Origin of the sequence: Pelomonas nitida (assembly GCF_043555975.1) — a bacterium.
GTDB classification, from domain to species: Bacteria; Pseudomonadota; Gammaproteobacteria; order Burkholderiales; family Burkholderiaceae_C; genus Pelomonas; species Pelomonas nitida.
This window is the reverse complement of the sequence record NZ_JBIGIA010000016.1, coordinates 56625-71825: the sequence shown is the minus strand read 5'-3', so window position 1 is coordinate 71825 and position 15201 is coordinate 56625. Positions and strand designations below refer to the sequence as shown.

Below are 15201 nucleotides of genomic sequence, written 5' to 3'. Positions count from 1 at the left end.
AGCGGCGCTTGGCGTCAAATCTTGAACTTGCCGGCCAGCAAAAACAGAACGAATGCTACTGAGAGCATGACGATGATCGGTGCAACCCAATTCCGCGCGACTCGGAACGGCAGTTCTCCGCGCTTTACTCGAGTCCACTCTCGTTTCAGCACCGGCTGAGCGTATGAGGTTGCAGCCTCTATTGCTCTCATCGTTGGGCCAATGTCCGTCGCTTTGGCAGCAAGCGCCGCATTCTGCTCATCAATTGCCCGACGCAAAAGGCGCAGCAATTCGACATGCTCCGGTTCATCGGGATTCAATCTGAGTTGGATTCGACTGAATGTTTCAGCTGCTTGGTATCGGAGTTCGCTAATCTTTGAGGCGCTGATATTCAGTGGATATTTGGTGTCGTAATCTGGACCAAGCGTGTGCAGAGCCTCTATGGCGCGGGTGAATGCCCGGGCTGCAGCAAGGAACTGAGCAAGGTCTTCCCTCAGCGCGTCGATCCAGGCTTGCCGGAATTCAGAAGTCTTCTGTTCCTTGGTCAACGTGAGGTTAACGAAAGCAATCGCTCCGGCTATTAACGCCGCAACGACAGTGGCGATTGCCGCTATCGATTGAACGGGAAGTTCGGCGCTCATGGCAGCGCCTGCCCCCGCGCCGCCACATACAGCCGGTACCACTCCTCCCGGCTCAGCTGGATCTTCACGGCATCGCCGCAGGCGCGAATGCGCTCCGCATTGCCGCTGCCGATGACCGGCTGAATGCCGGCCGGGTGCCGCAGCAGCCAGGCCAGCAGCACGGCGTTGGCCGTCGTGCGGTGCGTCTCGGCAATCTCGTGCACGACCTTGGCGGCCGCCGAGGCTGCGGGGTCGTTGAACCGCCCCTGCGCCAGCGACCCCCAGGCCTGCAACTGCACGCCGTGCTGCTGCGCGTACTCCAGCGTGCCGGCCCAGGCCATCGCGCCAGGGCGCGTGGCGGCCTGCGGGTCGTTGAAGGTGGTGCCCGCGTCGATGGCATCCAACTTGGCCAGGCTGATCTCCAGCTGGTTGGCGACCAGCGGCTCGGCGAGCGCCGACTGCAGCCAGCGCATCTGCCCGGCGTGCATGTTGGACACGCCCAGGTGCCCCACCTTGCCGGCGGCCTTGAGCCGGCCGAAGGCGCGCGCGACCTCGGCGGGCTGCATCAGCGGGTCGGGGCGGTGCAGCAGCAGGATGTCGATGTGCTCCACGCCCAGGCGCCGCAGGATGCCGTCGACGCTGTGCTCGATGTAGTCGGCGCTGAGGTCATAGCGGCCGACGTTGGCGTCGTCGGCGAAGCGGATGCCGCATTTGCTCTGCAGCCGCACCCGGGCGCGCAGGCCGGCGTCGCGCTTGAGCAGTTCGCCGAAGACCGTCTCCGCCTTGCCGCGGCGGTAGATGTCGGCATGGTCGAACAGTTGGATGCCGATGGACAGCGCGGCCTCGACAGCCGCGTGCGCCTGGGCGATGTCGGCCTCGGTGATGGGGCTGCCGCCCCAGTCGCCGCCCAGGGCCATGCAGCCGTAGACGATGGGGCCGATGTCGTGGAAGTGGGCGGTCAGGGGCGCGCGAAAGGGCATGGTCAGTGGATGGTCGTGGGACCGGCATCATGCGCCAGCTCCCGCCGCCCACGCCGGCCCACCATGTCGGTCAGCGTGCCCACGGCCGCGGAGGCGACCGCCGATATGAAGGCGCCGGCCTTGGCCAGCCGCTGCATGAGCCGGCTTCTGTGGCTCTTGCGGCGGGGCTGTTGCATGAGGTTGTTGACAAGCTCGATCTCGATCTGCCGCTCCCGCAGGCGCTCGGCCAGGCGGCCACCCCGCTCGAACCGCCGCGCCAGGTCGCGCACGGCATCCACCTCGCGTTGGTGGATGAGCAGGCCGGGCGACCTCAGGGGGCTGCCCAGCGCCCGGGCGCGCATGAAGAGCGCCTTGGCGGCCAGTGTGTCGACCTGGCAACCCCAACCGGATTCCAGGCAGCAGGCGAGGTTGAAGGTGGCATCGGCATGGCCTTGGGCGGCGGCGTCGGTGTAGAGCGCCAGCCCGCGCGCCGGCTCGATGGGGCCACCCCAGCCGGCCACCAGCGAGCGAGCGAGGTGGAACTTCGCCGTCAAGCTTCCCTGCGCCACGGCCCGCTCCAGCCGTTGGCGCGCCTGGGTGGCATCGCGCGGCAGGCCCAGCCCTTCGAGCTGGCAGTAGGCGAGCATGGCCAGGCCCTCGGCGTTGCCTGCGTCCGCCGCGATGCCGAACCAGTACACGGCCTGCTGGTGGTCGGGCCGAGCGGCACGCATCTGCGCCATCCCGTTGCTGAGCGGATCCGGGCTGGTGAGTGTGGGGATGAGGTCGGCGGAGCGCATGGTTCCTCCCAGGGCTGAGGCTGGCTTTTGCCAGACTTTTTGAGCGGCAGAGTATGCGGTCAATTTGGCGTGCCGGGTGTTACGCAAGGCTTCTGGCTTAGAGTGCGGCGCTCATCACCAGGAGGGCCGCCGTGGCCGATATCCGCATCCACCGAGACCACGCGCTGGGCCTGCCGCGCGCCCGCGAAATCGCCAGCCAATGGGCCGAGCGGCTCGAGCAGAAGTTCGACATGGCCTGCACCGTCCATGAGGGCGGGGACGAGGACACCGTGGAATTCACCCGCTCCGGCGTGAAGGGGGCGCTCACCGTGTCGGCCCGCCATTTCGAGGTGGTGGCGCAGCTGGGCTTTCTGCTGGGGGCCTTCAAGGCGACGATCGAGGCCGAGATCCAGAAAGAATTGGACACATTGTTGGCGGCCGAGCAGCCGGCGCCGGGCAAGAAAAAGCCGGCCTGACGTCGCGCCGGGCCGGCGGTGGCGGAACGCCGGAGCGCCTACTTCAGCGACTCGATCAGATCGATGTACTGCTGCTGCGCGTCGTCGCTCGACGTGCCTTTCAGCTCGTTCCAGGCGTCCCACTTGGCGCGGCCCACCAGGTCGGTGAAGCCGGGGCGGCTGCCGTCGACGTCCCCCGCGCTGCCTTGCTTGTAGAGCGCGTAGATCTTCAGCAAGGTCATGTTGTCGGGCCGTTCGGGCAGGGTTTTAGAGTCGGCGACGGCGGCTTCGAATTGGTCTTTCAGGCTCACGAGAGTCTCCAGGCTGAGGGGGCTTGTTAACGCGACGGTAGCCGGGCGGCTGGCGCCCGGTGCCGTTGCGCGAACAGGCCCGGCGGGTTCGATGTGGTCACAATCGAATGACGAGCCGACGAGTTTAGGCCCGGCAAAAAGCGATTCCGAGGAGACACATGGCTGCCAGCAGCGAACGAATGTCCAGGGTGGATACGGCCTGGCTGCGCATGGACACCGAGGCCAACCTGATGATGATCGTCGGGGTCTGGTCTATCCGCCCCGGCATCACGCTGGCGGCCTTGCGCGAGCGCGTGGCCGAGCGGCTGCTGCAGTACCCGCGCTTTCGCCAGCGGGTGGTGGAGGACTCGCTGCTGGGCGCGCAGTGGGTGGTCGACAAGGATTTCGACATCGCCCGCCACGTCGTCGCCGAGGTACCGCTGCCGCTGCGCGGCCAGAGCCGCGACGATGTGCTGCGCGAGCGTGTCGCCGAGCTGTGCACGCAGCCGTTGCACCCCGATCACCCGCTGTGGCAGTTCCAGCTCATCGAGGACATGGGCGACGGCAGCAGCGCCCTGATCGCGCGCGTTCACCATTGCATTGCCGACGGCATCGCGTTGATCGCGGTGATGCTGTCCATCACCGATGGCGGCAAGGCACCGCCACGGCGCGCGCCCAAGGAAGAGCCCGACGAAGCCGGGTGGTTGCTGGACGCCTTCCTGCGGCCCATGACGAACATGGCCGTGAAGGCCATCGGCCTGACCGGCAAGGGGGCCGCCAAGGGCGTGGACCTGGCGATGGGCGAGCACACGCCGGTGGACTCGTCGCTGGAAATGGCGCGCATGGGGTACCAGGCGGTGTCCGACGTGGCGGCCTTCGCGCTGATGGCGGACGACTCGCACACCCGGCTCAAGGGCAAGCCCGGCGCGAAGAAGGCGGTGGCCTGGGACGACAGCCTGTCGCTGGACGAGGTCAAGGTCGTCGGCCAGGCGCTGGGCGCGTCCATCAACGACGTGCTGCTGGCCTGCGCCGCGGGCGCGATCGGGCGCTACCTGGCCGAGCGCGGCGAAGACCCGGCGGGCAAGGAGATCCGCGCGATGGTGCCGGTGAACCTGCGGCCGCTGGAACAGGCCTGGCAGCTGGGCAACCGCTTCGGCCTGGTGCCGCTGGTGCTGCCCATCGGCATTGCCAACCCGGTGGAGCGGCTGTTCTCGGTGCGTGCCCGCATGAACGAACTCAAGGGCAGCTTCCAGCCGGTGATGGCGTTCGGGCTGCTGTCGGTGGCGGGCTTGCTCATCAAGCCTGTGCAGCACGCGATGCTGAATCTGTTCGCCAAGAAGGCAACGGCCGTCATGACCAATGTGCCCGGGCCCGCCGAGGCGCTCAAGTTCTGCGGCTCGACGGTGGAGAAGGTGATGTTCTGGGTGCCGCAGTCGGGCGACATCGGCATGGGCGTCAGCATCCTGACCTACGCCGGCCGCGTGCAGTTCGGGCTCATCACCGATGCCGGGCTGTGCCCCGACCCCGAGGCCATCGTCGCCAACTTCGCGCCCGAGTTCGAGAAGCTGCTGCTGCTGTCGCTGATGATGCCCTGGGGGCAGGAGGCCGGCTGAGGCGCGGCGCGGCTAGTTGGGCTTGGCCGGTGCGGCCGTAGCGGGCTTCTTGGCCGGGGCCTTCTTGCCGGCGGCGCTGGGGTGGGCCAGCGCGACCGTGGCGGGGTCGGCCTTTTCAAGGTAGGCCGCGTACTGCTCTTCGGTGCAGGCCTTGGCGTCGTTGTAGTAGCGCATGTCGCCCTTGATGCGCTCGCCGGCAAAGGCCGGTGCTTCGGTGCCCGCGGGGTATTTGGCGATGTAGCTGGCGTAGCTTTGCGAGCAGCCCTCGCGCAGCGAAGCCAGGGCGAAGTCGGCGGGGGTGGTCGCGGCCGAGGCGGGAAGGGCGGTCACCAGCGTGGCAACCGCGACGACAAGCGTTCTCATGGCATACCTCCTGAAAGCCAATGGCTCTTTAAGAGTAGGCCGTGGCGGCGGCAAAAACAAAGGCGCTCCGAGGAGCGCCTTGGCGGGAGGGCCGGGCCGGCTCAGGGGCGCGCGGCTTCGGCGGCCTTCTTGGCCGTCGGGCGGCCGGCGGCGGTGGGGTAGGCCGCCATCACCTTGGCCGGGTCGGCCTTGTTGTCCAGGTAGGCCGCGTATTGCTGCGAGGTGCAGGGCAGCAGCTTGCCGGGGCGGGCCTCGCCCTTGTACTTGCCGGCGGCATAGACGAACTGGTATTCGTTGGCCGCCACCGGCATGGCGACGCTGCTGGTGTCGCTGTAGCTCTTGGCACATTCGGCGCGCAGTTCGGCCTGTTCGGGCGTGGCGTTGTTGGCGGCCTGGGCGGCGAACACGGTCAGGGCGGCGACGGTGGGGATCAGGAACTTCATGGCGCTTGTCTCGCAGCAGGGGTAGGTGTGGGCCGGAGCTTACGACGCCACGCCTGGACCCGCATCCCCGGAACCACGGGTGCGCGGCGCGTGACCTCCGGCACCTCCCGGCGGGTGCGGATTCGAGGCGTTGCTCAGTCCTCGAGTTCGGCCCGGGCCGATTCGATGTCCAGCAACTCCATCGCATCCATGGGCTCGCAGGCCGCGGCGGCGGCGTAGAGCGACTCGGCCTCGGCCATGCGCTTGTCGCCCTCCAGCATGACCAGGCCGTTGGCGCGCTCGATCATGGCGATGGCGCTGGTCGGGTTGAGCTTGAGCGCCTGCTCGAACATCTTCAGCCCCGTCGCGGTGTCGGCGCCTTGCGTCTTGCCGAGCAGCTTGCCGACCTTGTCGATGACCTCCGCATGGAAGGCACCCAGCGCGATGTGGGCGTCGGCATGCTTGGGGGCCAACTGGAGCGTGGTTTCCAGCGCCGTCTTGATCTTGGTGCCCAGGCCTTGCGCCAGGGCCTTGGCGACGCTGATGCTCTGGCCGTAGCGGCCCAGCGCGAAGGCCTGCCAGTAGTAGGCGTTGGCGTTCTTGGGGTCGTCGGCCTGCTGGGCTTCGGCGCGCTCGGCAATCTCCAGCAGCATCTCCTGCTTCACCTTCTCCTTCTTCTCGAGGTAGTTGGCGTAGATGCCCTGGGCCTTGTTGGCCACCGTGATGCCGGCCCCGCCCGCGGCCAGGCCGGCGTCGTAGGCGGCGCGGAAGTCGCCGGCGTGGAAGTCGATCCAGGCCTGCACGACGGCGGCGTCCTTCGGGAAGGGTTCGGCGTCACCGGCGTGCAGGCGGGCCCAGTGCTTCTTCAGCGTGGTGGGGGTGTAGACGAAGGCGCTGTTGTCATGCGGGAAGGTGGTCCACTTGGCCATCGCTTGTCTCCTTCAGGGTGGTGCGGGATGAGACTGGTAGTGGCCGGCGAGCTCGAAGAGGTGGTCGCGCGACGCCGGCTCCAGATAGGGCAGCAGCAGGCTCAAAGCGTGGAAGGCGCCGCGCAGCAGCGCGCTGCCGGCGCGGTCGGGCTCCAGCGCATGGCGCGGGTCGCGCACGTATTCGTAGCTCAGCCAGTAGCTGACGACGACGACCATCGCGCTGGCGGTGGGCGTGGCGTCGCGCAGCTCCATCTTCAGCGCGCCGCCCAGGTGCAGGCCCGACAACAGCTGGCGCATGGCCTGCTCCTTGGCGGCGAGCAGGGCCTGGAAATGGGTTTCCAGCTTGCGGTTCTTGAACAGTAGGTCGTTCAGGTCGCGGTAGAGGAAGCGGTACTTCCAGATCAGCTCGAACAGCATGTGGAAGAACAGCCAGGCGTCCTCCACGTGGCGCACGTTGTCGGCGGCGGCCAGCAGCTCGCCAAGCTCGGCCTCGTAGCGGCCGAAGAGCACGTTGACCAGCTCGTCCTTGGCCGGGTAGTGGTAGTAGAGGTTGCCGGGGCTGATCTTCAGCTCGGCCGAGATCAGCGTCGTCGACACATTGGGCTCGCCGAACGCGTTGAACAGGTCCAGCGTGACCTCGAGGATGCGTTCGGCGGTGCGGCGGGGGCGTTTGGGCGTGGGCATGTCAGCAGCGCGCGACCGTGCGGAGCGGCTGGCATGCGCGGGCGCGGGGCCGCAAGGGCAGCGGGCATGGGGGCACACGGGTCATCAGGTCATTCTGGCAGCGAAAGACGGCCTGAACGGGGCGACTTCTAGAATCCGCCGCCTATGCCGAGCCCGTCTTCATCGCCTCCCGCCATCGCTTTCGAGAACGTCAAGAAAACCTACCGGGGAGGGCAGCTGAAGGCGCTGGATGGCGTGAGCTTCGACATCCAGCCCGGCGAATTCTTCGGCCTGCTGGGCCCCAACGGCGCAGGCAAGACGACGCTGATCAGTGTGTTGGCCGGCCTGACGCGGGCCACCGAAGGCCGGGTGCGCGTCATGGGCCACGACGTGGTGGACGACTACGCCGCCGCGCGCAAGGCGCTGGGCGTGGTGCCGCAGGAGCTGGTGTTCGACCCCTTCTTCAGCGTGCGCGAGACGCTGCGCATCCAGAGCGGCTACTTCGGCGTGAAGAACAACGACGCCTGGATCGACGAGCTGCTGGAGAACCTGGGCCTGGCCGACAAGGCGCACGCCAACATGCGCCAGCTGTCGGGCGGCATGAAGCGCCGCGTGCTCGTCGCGCAGGCGCTGGTGCACCGGCCGCCGGTCATCGTGCTGGACGAGCCCACGGCCGGCGTGGACGTGGAGCTGCGCCAGACGCTGTGGCAGTTCATCGCGCGGCTGAACAAGGAAGGCCACGCGGTGCTGCTGACCACGCACTACCTCGAAGAAGCCGAGGCGCTGTGCCAGCGCATCGGCATGCTGAAGGCCGGGCGCATCGTCGCGCTGGACCGCACCTCGCAGCTGCTGGCGGGCACGGCCTCCACCATGCTGCGGTTCAAGACGGATGCGGCGCTGCCGCCGGACATCGCCGCGCGCGCCCGCGTCACCGGGCGCATCGTGCAGGTGACGGCGCATGACGCCGCCGAAGTCGAGACCACGCTGGGCACGCTGCGCGCTGCCGGCGTGCCCATCGAAGACCTGGAGATCGGCCGCGCCGACCTGGAAGACGTGTTCCTCGAAATCATGAATGGAGCTGCGGCATGAGCCTCGCACGGCCGCCCGAAGGGGCTCATTCCCGCGTGGCGGGGCAGCGCGAAACGCGAACGGGGCACACATTGAGCGGCGCCAGCACGCTGTTCAAGAAGGAAGTGCTGCGCTTCTGGAAGGTCGCCTTCCAGACGGTTGCGGCGCCGGTGCTGACGGCGGTGATGTACCTGCTGGTGTTCGGCCACACGCTGGAAGACCACGTGAAGGTCTACGACACCGTGGGCTACACGCAGTTCCTGATCCCCGGCCTCGTGATGATGAGCGTGCTGCAGAACGCGTTCGCCAACAGCTCGTCCAGCCTCATCCAGAGCAAGATCACCGGCAACCTGGTGTTCCTGCTGCTGACGCCGCTGTCGCCCTTGGCCTGGTTCGTCGCCTACGTTGGCGCGGCCGTCGTGCGCGGGCTGGCGGTGGGGGCGGGCGTGCTGCTGGTGACGGTGTGGTTCGCGCCGCCGGGGCTGGACAACCTGTTGTGGGTGCTGGCCTTCACGGTGCTGGGCGCGGGCCTGATGGGCTCGCTGGGCCTGATCGCCGGGCTCTGGGCCGAGAAGTTCGACCAGATGGCCGCCTTCCAGAACTTCATCATCATGCCGATGACCTTCCTGTCAGGCGTGTTCTATTCGGTGCATTCGCTGCCGGCCTTCTGGCAGGGCGTGAGCCACATGAACCCGTTCTTCTACATGATCGACGGCTTCCGCCGCGGCTTCTTCGGCGTCAGCGACGTGTCGCCGTGGCTGAGCCTGAGCATCGTCGCGGCGGCGTTCGTCGTGACCGGGGGCGTCGCGCTGGCACTGCTGCAGCGCGGCTACAAGATCCGCTCCTGAGCCGGCCCGCACAGGGCCTGCTGCAGCCATTCGGCGGGCAGGGCCCAGTCGGCATCGGCGGCGATGGACTCGCGCAGGAACGCCGCCTGGGCCGGCGTCCAGACGGGCGCGTCGGGCAGCCGGCAGCCCGCCGACCCGGCGCGGTGTTGCCGGATGAAGTCGTCGATGGCCAGCGGCTCGGCCGGTAGACCGAGCTGCTGGAACAGCTCCCGCAGCGGGTGGTGGGGTGTCTGCATGCGGGCTCCCTTCAGCGCCGGCCCGACTCGAACAGGAACCACACGCGCTGCTCGGCTTCCTCCAGCCAGTTCTCGATGAGGCTGGCGGTGGCGACGTCGCCATGCTCGTCGCACAAGCCGTGCACGGCGCGCAGCCAGTCGGCCAGGCGGCCGTTGTCCTCGCACAGTTCGGCCAGCATGCTTTCGGGCTGCACGAGTTCCGCATCGTTGTCGGCCAGCCGCTGCAGTCGCGCGACATGGCCGATGGAACGCAGCGTGCTGCCGCCCAGCTTGCGCACGCGTTCGGCGATCACGTCGGTCATCGCGAAGAGTTGCACGGACTGGTCATCCAGCAGCTGGTGGTAGCTCGGGAAGGCCGGGCCCCACATGTGCCAGTGGAAATTCTTCGTCTTCAGGTACAGCGCCCAGACGTCGGCCAGCAGCTGGTTCAGCGCAGCACTCAGGTCACGGCGCGCCTCGCTGCTGAGGCTGCCTGGCGTCGCCAGCGGCGCGGTGCGGTGGAGATGGGTGGTGGCAAGGTCTTTCATCGTCGTTCTCGCTAGGGTGAATCGGGAGGTCGCCGCGGCCCGTGCCGGTGGGCGTGAGCGGTGGTGATGCATGGCTTCAGTCTTCCCGGAACGCCGCGCCGCTGGCCATGTGCCGCACCGTGTGCACGACGATCCACGTGACGATGAGGCTGGCCGCCGCAAGCGCGCCGACGGCCACCAGCGCGGTGGCCGTGGAGGGCCGTGCCAGGTGATAGCCGATGGCTGCGCCCGCCCACCCACAAGCGGGGAAGGTCATCGCCCACCAGCTCATGAAGAACGGGCCATGGGCGACGTGCCGCCCCAGGCTGGCCAGCAGCATGGCGATGAACAGCGCCAGGCAATACAGCAGGTCACCCAGCGCGCCGGCCTGGCCGCCGGTGAAGGCAAGGTAGGCCGACAGCCCGATGGACGGCGGCGCCAACAGGATGAACAGCGTCGGCATGCTGCGCTGGCTCATCGCCGGCACGAACAGCACGCGGTGCAGCACGATGGTGAAGAACGGCAGCCACAGCATCAGCCCGATGGAGAAGAAGAACCAGCTGATCTCCACATGACCGAGCGGTACGCCGCCGACCGGCACCAGGATGTTGCCGACGATGGGAATGAACCAGGCCGGCGTCAACACGCTCTCGTCCTGTGCATGCAGGATCCAGCGCCGGATCAGCGCCAGCGCGAACACCAGGTGCAGGGCCGCGCCCGCGCCCCACAGCAGCTGCGCGGCCTGCGGCGCGTAGGCGCGCAAGCCAACGGACAGCACGACCATGGCCACCGACACCGCGGGGAAGAAGTTGGACCGCACGGGGTGCTGGAACTCCGCCACCACCTCGGCAAAGCAGAAGCCGAGCTTGGCCAGGTGGGCGGCCGCCAGCACGGCGAAGCCGACGACTGCGGCAGCCAGCAGCCCCTGGCTGACGAGCAGCGGCACGCCGAACGCGCGGTGCGCCGCGGCCCAGGCGTTGGCCAGGCCGCCGACGCCCATCACCATCGCGAACATCGCCACCGACAGCCGGGCCAGCAGCGGCTTGTCGGCACGCAGCACGGAGGAGGTGATCGCCTCAGCCATGGGCGTGATGCGCATGCGGGGTCGGCGGCGCCGCCGGGCGGCCCGGCTTCAGGTCGAGCGCCAGGAAGTGATGCACCGCGGGCCGGTCGGGCCCGATGTGGAACTTCAGCGCCTCGGCCTGCAGGTCGGCATCGGCCTTGGAGACGCGCCGGTGCTGGCGCAGGTGCTCGGCCCAGGACTCGACGAGGAACCACTCGATGACGCGCTCCGGCTCGCCGGTGTGCTCGGCCACGCCCCAGGCGTAGGCGCCGTCGCGGCGGCGCTCCCGCTCCACGTGGCGCATCGCCTGCAGGAAGGCCGGCAGGTCATGCCTGCGGATGCGGTACTCGACCTGGATGACCACGGGGCCGCGGTCATGAGCCACCGGCGCGGTGAGCAGCGGCTCGGGCCAGTGGTTGGCGGCTTGCAGGTCCGCCTCGCCCGTGGGCAGCTTGACGCGGTGGAACAGCAGCGAGACGGCGACCCAGCCGCCCGCACCGGCCAGCAGCGTGAACGGGATGCCGATGGCCTGCGCCACCAGGCCCCAGGCCAGGCTGCCGCAGGCCATCGCGCCGTTGAACACCATCAGGTAGATGGCCAGGCCGCGCCCGCGCACCCAGTTCGGCAGCACCGCCTGCGCCACGCCGTTCAGGGTCGTCAGCGCAATGATCCAGCCCGTCCCCAGCAGCAGCATCAGTGCCACGGCCACTGGCTGCGGTGGCGCGACCGACAGCGCCGCCATCACCGCCGCCCCCAGCACCGAGGACAGCAGCACCAGCCCGTCGGCGCCCAGCCTGCTGCGCAGCCGGGGCAGCAGCAACGCCCCCAGGATGGCGCCCGCGCCCACGGCGCCGAGCATCACGCCATAGAAGCCGGCCGTGCCGCCCAACATGCGGCGCGACACCAGCGGCAGCAATGCCCACACCGAACTGGCGAACAGGAAGAACACCGCCGCACGCAGCAGCACGACGTGCAGTTCGCCGCTGGACCGCGCATAGCGAACACCGGCGCGGAAAGCGCCGAAGAACTGCTCCGACAAGGCGGCGTCCACCGCAGGTGGGCGCTTCCACCACAGCAGCGCGGCGATGACGAACACATAGCTCAACACGTCGGCCCCGTAGGCCGCGGCGGCGCCGAAGCTGGCAAGCAGCAGGCCGCCGGCGGCCGGGCCGAGCGCACGGGCCACGTTGATGCCCAGCGAGTTCAGCGCGACCGCGTTCTTGAGGTCGTGCTTGGGCACCAGCTCGGGCACGATGGACTGCCAGGTCGGCCCCATCAACGCCGCGCCGATGCCGCCGACGAAGGTCAGCGCCACGAGCGACTCGACGGTCAGCGTGTTCGTCCTGGCCAGCAGCAGCAGGCCACCGCTGACGCAGGCCAGCAGGATCTGGATCGCCATGAGAAACCGGCGGCGGTCGAGGATGTCCGACAGCACGCCCGCCGGAATGGCGAGCAGGAAGATGGGCAGCGTCGCGGCGGTCTGGATGAGGGCGACGGCGGCCGGGCTCGCCGACAGCTCGGTGACCATCCACGCGCTGGCGACGTCGCGCATGAAGCTGCCGATGTTGCCGAGCACCGTGGCTGTCCACAGCACGGCGAAGATGGGCTGGCGCAGCGGTGCGAAGCTGCCGGAGGAGGCGGGGGGCGCGGAGGACATCAGCGGCTCAGGTCATGCCAGGCCACCAGCAGGAATCCGCCGGCCAGGCCCCAGTGTTCGAAGAAGGCGTTGGCCACTGCGCGGCGCTCGGGGGACCTGAGGGTCCAGAACCGGTCGGCCAGGAAGTCGGCCAGCACCGTGAACGCCGCCAGCGCCAGCGCACCCAGCCAGCGGTACCAGCCCGTCAGGATGAGCGCGGACGCCCCCACCTCCAGCACGATGACGGCCACCGCCCACGGCGCAGCCGGCGCCAGGCCGAAATGCCGCATCTCCGCCATGGCGGCGGGGAAATCGCGCAGCTTGTCGAACGCGCCCTGCAGATAGGCGGCGCACAGCAGCAGCAGCGCCAGGCCCTGCACCCAGGCTGCGGCGAAGACGTGGCGCGCGGCCTCCATCGCGTCGGCCATCAGACCGCCCAGCAAGCGCAGCCGAGCGCGCCCCAGAAGCCCTTCAGGTCGGCGATGGGCAGCTTGCTGCTCCAGGCCGTCGCGTGCTGGTGGCCGTGCACATGGCAGTCGTTCGCGCAGGCGCAGGCCGCGGCTGCATTGCGCATGACGGCCTGCAGCGGCGCGCCCTGCTCGCCCCAGCCGCCATACCCGCCGAAGCGTCGCACCGGCGACCAGTCCGGCATTGCCGGCGGCGGCGCGGCGTCGTCGTGCGCAGCGAACTCGCCGGCGCCCCACACCACCTTGCCGCCGACCACGGTCAGCAGCGAGGTGGTGTCGGCGATGTCGGACTCGGGGCAGGCGAAGAAGTCGCGGTCGGGCACGACCAGGTCGGCGAACTGGCCGGCCTCGATGCGCCCCTTCTTGCCGACCTCGTTGCTGAACCAGGTCACATGCTCGGTCCACATGCGCAGCGCGGTCTCGCGGTCCACGCAGTTGCGCTGCGGGTAGAGCTGCAGGCCGCCCACGGTCTTGCCGGTGACCAGCCATGACAGGGACACCCATGGGTTGTACGACGCGACGCGCGTCGCGTCTGTGCCGGCCGACACCTTGGCACCCATCTCCAGCATCTTCTTCACCGGTGGCGTGGCCTCGGCGGCGCCGGCGCCGTAGCGCTCGACGAAGTACTCACCTTGGTAGGCCATGCGGTGCTGCACCGCGATGCCGCCACCCAGCGCGGCGATGCGCTCGATGGAGCGCTCGGAGATGGTCTCGCAGTGGTCGAAGAACCAGTTCAGGCCCTGCAGCGGCACCTCCTCGTTGACGCGCTCGAACACGTCCAGCGCACGGCTGATGGTCTCGTCGTAGGTGGCATGCATGCGCCACGGCCAGCGGTTCTGCGCCAGCACGCGCACCACCTCGTCGAGGTCGCCTTCCATCTCGGGGGCCATGTCGGGGCGAGGCTGGCGGAAGTCCTCGAAATCGGCCGCCGAGAACACCAGCATCTCGCCGGCGCCGTTGTGGCGGAAGTAGTCGCTGCCCTGCTTGTAGGTGGACGTGGCGGTCCAGTTCAGGAAGTCCTGCTTCTCCTGCCTGGGCTTCTGCGTGAACAGGTTGTAGGCCAGGCGGATCGTCAGCTGGCCGGCGTCAGCCAGCTCCTGGATGACCGCGTAGTCGTCGGGGTAGTTCTGGAAGCCGCCGCCGGCGTCGATGGCACCGGTGACGCCCAGGCGGTTCAGCTCGCGCATGAAGTGGCGCGTGGAGTTGACCTGGTAGTCGTGCGGCAGCTTCGGGCCTTTGGCCAGCGTCGCGTAGAGGATGGACGCATTGGGCTTGGCCAGCAGCAGCCCGGTCGGGTTGCCGGCCGTGTCGCGCACGATCTCGCCGCCGGGTGGCGCGGGGGTGTCGCGGGTGTAGCCCACGGCGCGCAGCGCGGCGCCGTTGAGCAGCGCGCGGTCGTACAGGTGCAGCAGGAACACCGGCGTGTCGGGCGCCACGGCGTTCAGCTCGTCGATGGTGGGCAGCCGTTTCTCGGCGAACTGGTGCTCGGTGAAGCCGCCCACCACGCGCACCCACTGCGGTGCGGGGGTGATGGCAACCTGGGCCTTGAGCATCGCCATCGCGTCGGCCAGGCTCTTCACGCCGTCCCAGCGCAACTCGAGGTTGAAGTTCAGGCCGCCACGGATGATGTGCAGGTGGTTGTCGATCAGGCCCGGCAGCACGCGCCGGCCGTGCAGGTCGATGCGGCGCGTCAGCGGGCCGGCCAGGGCCAGCACCTCGGCATCGTCGCCGACGCGCGTGAAAAGGCCTTCACGGATGGCAACCGCCGTCGCCGCGGGGCGGCTGCGGTCCAGCGTCGTGAGGCGGCCATTGAACAGGATCAGGTCGGGGTGGGTTGCAGGCTCAGCCATGGTGGCGCTCCGATGCGTCGTGGGGGTGGGCCATCGCGTCGGCGCAGCGTGGCAGCTCACCGAACATGTGCGGCTTGACCTGATGGTGCAGCCAGGACGTGCTCGTGGCCGGCGGCGCCAGCCAGCGCTTCACGAGCGGCGGAATCTGCTCGCCCGCCAGGATGCCCAGCAGCCCGACGAGTGCGATCACCGGTGGGGCCGGCGAGCGCACGCTGAACAGTGCATAGATGACGCCGACGAGCAGGCCGACTGCGGCGGAGAGGAGGTATGGCTTCATCGGCGAGGTCCTTGCTTTACTGACAACTGAAGTGGTGCGTGCCCGCGTTCGGGCCAAGCGCCGGGCCGCCACAAGCCGGCCCGTCCCCTCGGGGGCTGAGGCCGGACACATGTCGCCCGGTGGGCGACATGTGCCTGCCGAAGAGCTGCGGCACTGCCGCAGCGCGGTCGGCACGACCGAC

19 protein-coding genes are annotated in these 15201 nt (G+C 68.9%); 4 read left to right on the top strand and 15 right to left on the bottom strand.

The features are described 5' to 3' along the window. Positions 1 to 14 precede the first annotated feature (14 nt). Genes ACG00X_RS18905 through ACG00X_RS18895 form a run of 3 tightly spaced genes read right to left on the bottom strand, consistent with a single transcriptional unit; the run spans position 15 to position 2355 of the window. A complete protein-coding gene (locus ACG00X_RS18905) occupies positions 15 to 620 on the bottom strand; it encodes a hypothetical protein (protein WP_394490356.1) in 606 nt (201 codons plus the stop codon). Then, positions 617 to 1579 (bottom strand): aldo/keto reductase, encoded by a 963-nt coding sequence (locus ACG00X_RS18900; RefSeq protein WP_394490354.1) that lies wholly within the window; start codon positions 1577 to 1579, stop codon positions 617 to 619. The genes ACG00X_RS18905 and ACG00X_RS18900 overlap by 4 nt, the downstream gene beginning before the upstream one ends. A 2-nt stretch (positions 1580 to 1581) precedes the next feature. Next, on the bottom strand, positions 1582 to 2355 hold the full coding sequence (locus ACG00X_RS18895; protein ID WP_394490352.1) for a tetratricopeptide repeat protein: 774 nt from the start codon (positions 2353 to 2355) through the stop codon (positions 1582 to 1584). A 131-nt stretch (positions 2356 to 2486) separates the two neighbouring features. On the opposite strand from ACG00X_RS18895, the gene ACG00X_RS18890 reads away from it, so the two are divergent. Beyond that, on the top strand, positions 2487 to 2810 hold the full coding sequence (locus ACG00X_RS18890) for a polyhydroxyalkanoic acid system family protein (RefSeq protein ID WP_394490350.1): 324 nt from the start codon (positions 2487 to 2489) through the stop codon (positions 2808 to 2810). 38 nt (positions 2811 to 2848) lie between these two features. Here the strand turns inward: ACG00X_RS18890 and ACG00X_RS18885 are convergent, their stop codons facing one another. Then, positions 2849 to 3100, bottom strand: coding sequence for an acyl-CoA-binding protein (locus ACG00X_RS18885; protein ID WP_394490348.1), 252 nt, complete (start codon positions 3098 to 3100; stop codon positions 2849 to 2851). 179 nt (positions 3101 to 3279) lie between these two features. On the opposite strand from ACG00X_RS18885, the gene ACG00X_RS18880 reads away from it, so the two are divergent. Beyond that, positions 3280 to 4692, top strand: coding sequence for a wax ester/triacylglycerol synthase family O-acyltransferase (locus ACG00X_RS18880; RefSeq protein ID WP_394490346.1), 1413 nt, complete (start codon positions 3280 to 3282; stop codon positions 4690 to 4692). A 12-nt stretch (positions 4693 to 4704) separates the two neighbouring features. Here the strand turns inward: ACG00X_RS18880 and ACG00X_RS18875 are convergent, their stop codons facing one another. The 4 genes from ACG00X_RS18875 to ACG00X_RS18860 form a co-directional block, all read right to left on the bottom strand. After that, complete coding sequence (locus ACG00X_RS18875; RefSeq protein ID WP_394490344.1) at positions 4705 to 5055, bottom strand: hypothetical protein; 351 nt, start codon at positions 5053 to 5055, stop codon at positions 4705 to 4707. A 101-nt stretch (positions 5056 to 5156) separates the two neighbouring features. Then, positions 5157 to 5498, bottom strand: a complete 342-nt coding sequence (locus ACG00X_RS18870; RefSeq protein WP_394490342.1) for a hypothetical protein — start codon at positions 5496 to 5498, stop codon at positions 5157 to 5159. Between the two features lie 134 nt (positions 5499 to 5632). Then, the gene (locus ACG00X_RS18865; protein WP_394490340.1) at positions 5633 to 6406 is read right to left on the bottom strand and encodes a tetratricopeptide repeat protein; all 774 of its coding nucleotides are present in this window, start codon (positions 6404 to 6406) and stop codon (positions 5633 to 5635) included. Between the two features lie 12 nt (positions 6407 to 6418). Further along, complete coding sequence (locus ACG00X_RS18860) at positions 6419 to 7090, bottom strand: TetR/AcrR family transcriptional regulator (RefSeq protein ID WP_394490338.1); 672 nt, start codon at positions 7088 to 7090, stop codon at positions 6419 to 6421. A 144-nt stretch (positions 7091 to 7234) separates the two neighbouring features. Here ACG00X_RS18860 and ACG00X_RS18855 point away from each other — a divergent pair, with 144 nt between their 5' ends. Together ACG00X_RS18855 and ACG00X_RS18850 are read left to right on the top strand one after the other, a co-directional pair. After that, entirely contained in the window at positions 7235 to 8158 is a 924-nt protein-coding gene (locus tag ACG00X_RS18855; RefSeq protein WP_394490336.1) for an ABC transporter ATP-binding protein, read from the top strand. Positions 8159 to 8229: 71 nt separating this feature from the next. Beyond that, the gene (locus tag ACG00X_RS18850) at positions 8230 to 8985 is read left to right on the top strand and encodes an ABC transporter permease (RefSeq protein ID WP_394490442.1); all 756 of its coding nucleotides are present in this window, start codon (positions 8230 to 8232) and stop codon (positions 8983 to 8985) included. On the opposite strand, the gene ACG00X_RS18845 is transcribed toward ACG00X_RS18850, so the two are convergent. The 7 genes from ACG00X_RS18845 to ACG00X_RS18815 form a co-directional block, all read right to left on the bottom strand. After that, positions 8967 to 9221: a DUF2789 family protein gene (locus tag ACG00X_RS18845; RefSeq protein WP_394490334.1), complete on the bottom strand. Its 255-nt coding sequence runs from the start codon at positions 9219 to 9221 to the stop codon at positions 8967 to 8969. The genes ACG00X_RS18850 and ACG00X_RS18845 overlap by 19 nt on opposite strands. Positions 9222 to 9232: 11 nt before the next feature. Then, positions 9233 to 9748: a Dps family protein gene (locus ACG00X_RS18840; RefSeq protein WP_394490332.1), complete on the bottom strand. Its 516-nt coding sequence runs from the start codon at positions 9746 to 9748 to the stop codon at positions 9233 to 9235. A gap of 76 nt (positions 9749 to 9824) precedes the next feature. Continuing rightward, the gene (locus ACG00X_RS18835) at positions 9825 to 10811 is read right to left on the bottom strand and encodes an SLAC1 anion channel family protein (RefSeq protein WP_394490330.1); all 987 of its coding nucleotides are present in this window, start codon (positions 10809 to 10811) and stop codon (positions 9825 to 9827) included. Next, entirely contained in the window at positions 10804 to 12447 is a 1644-nt protein-coding gene (locus tag ACG00X_RS18830; RefSeq protein WP_394490328.1) for an MFS transporter, read from the bottom strand. The genes ACG00X_RS18835 and ACG00X_RS18830 overlap by 8 nt, the downstream gene beginning before the upstream one ends. Continuing rightward, positions 12447 to 12854 (bottom strand): DoxX family protein, encoded by a 408-nt coding sequence (locus tag ACG00X_RS18825; protein ID WP_394490326.1) that lies wholly within the window; start codon positions 12852 to 12854, stop codon positions 12447 to 12449. Before ACG00X_RS18825 ends, ACG00X_RS18830 begins: the two co-directional genes overlap by 1 nt. Continuing rightward, a complete protein-coding gene (locus ACG00X_RS18820; protein ID WP_394490324.1) occupies positions 12854 to 14743 on the bottom strand; it encodes an amidohydrolase in 1890 nt (629 codons plus the stop codon). The genes ACG00X_RS18825 and ACG00X_RS18820 overlap by 1 nt, the downstream gene beginning before the upstream one ends. Beyond that, positions 14736 to 15020, bottom strand: coding sequence for a XapX domain-containing protein (locus tag ACG00X_RS18815; RefSeq protein WP_394490322.1), 285 nt, complete (start codon positions 15018 to 15020; stop codon positions 14736 to 14738). The genes ACG00X_RS18820 and ACG00X_RS18815 overlap by 8 nt, the downstream gene beginning before the upstream one ends. Positions 15021 to 15201: the final 181 nt, after the last annotated feature.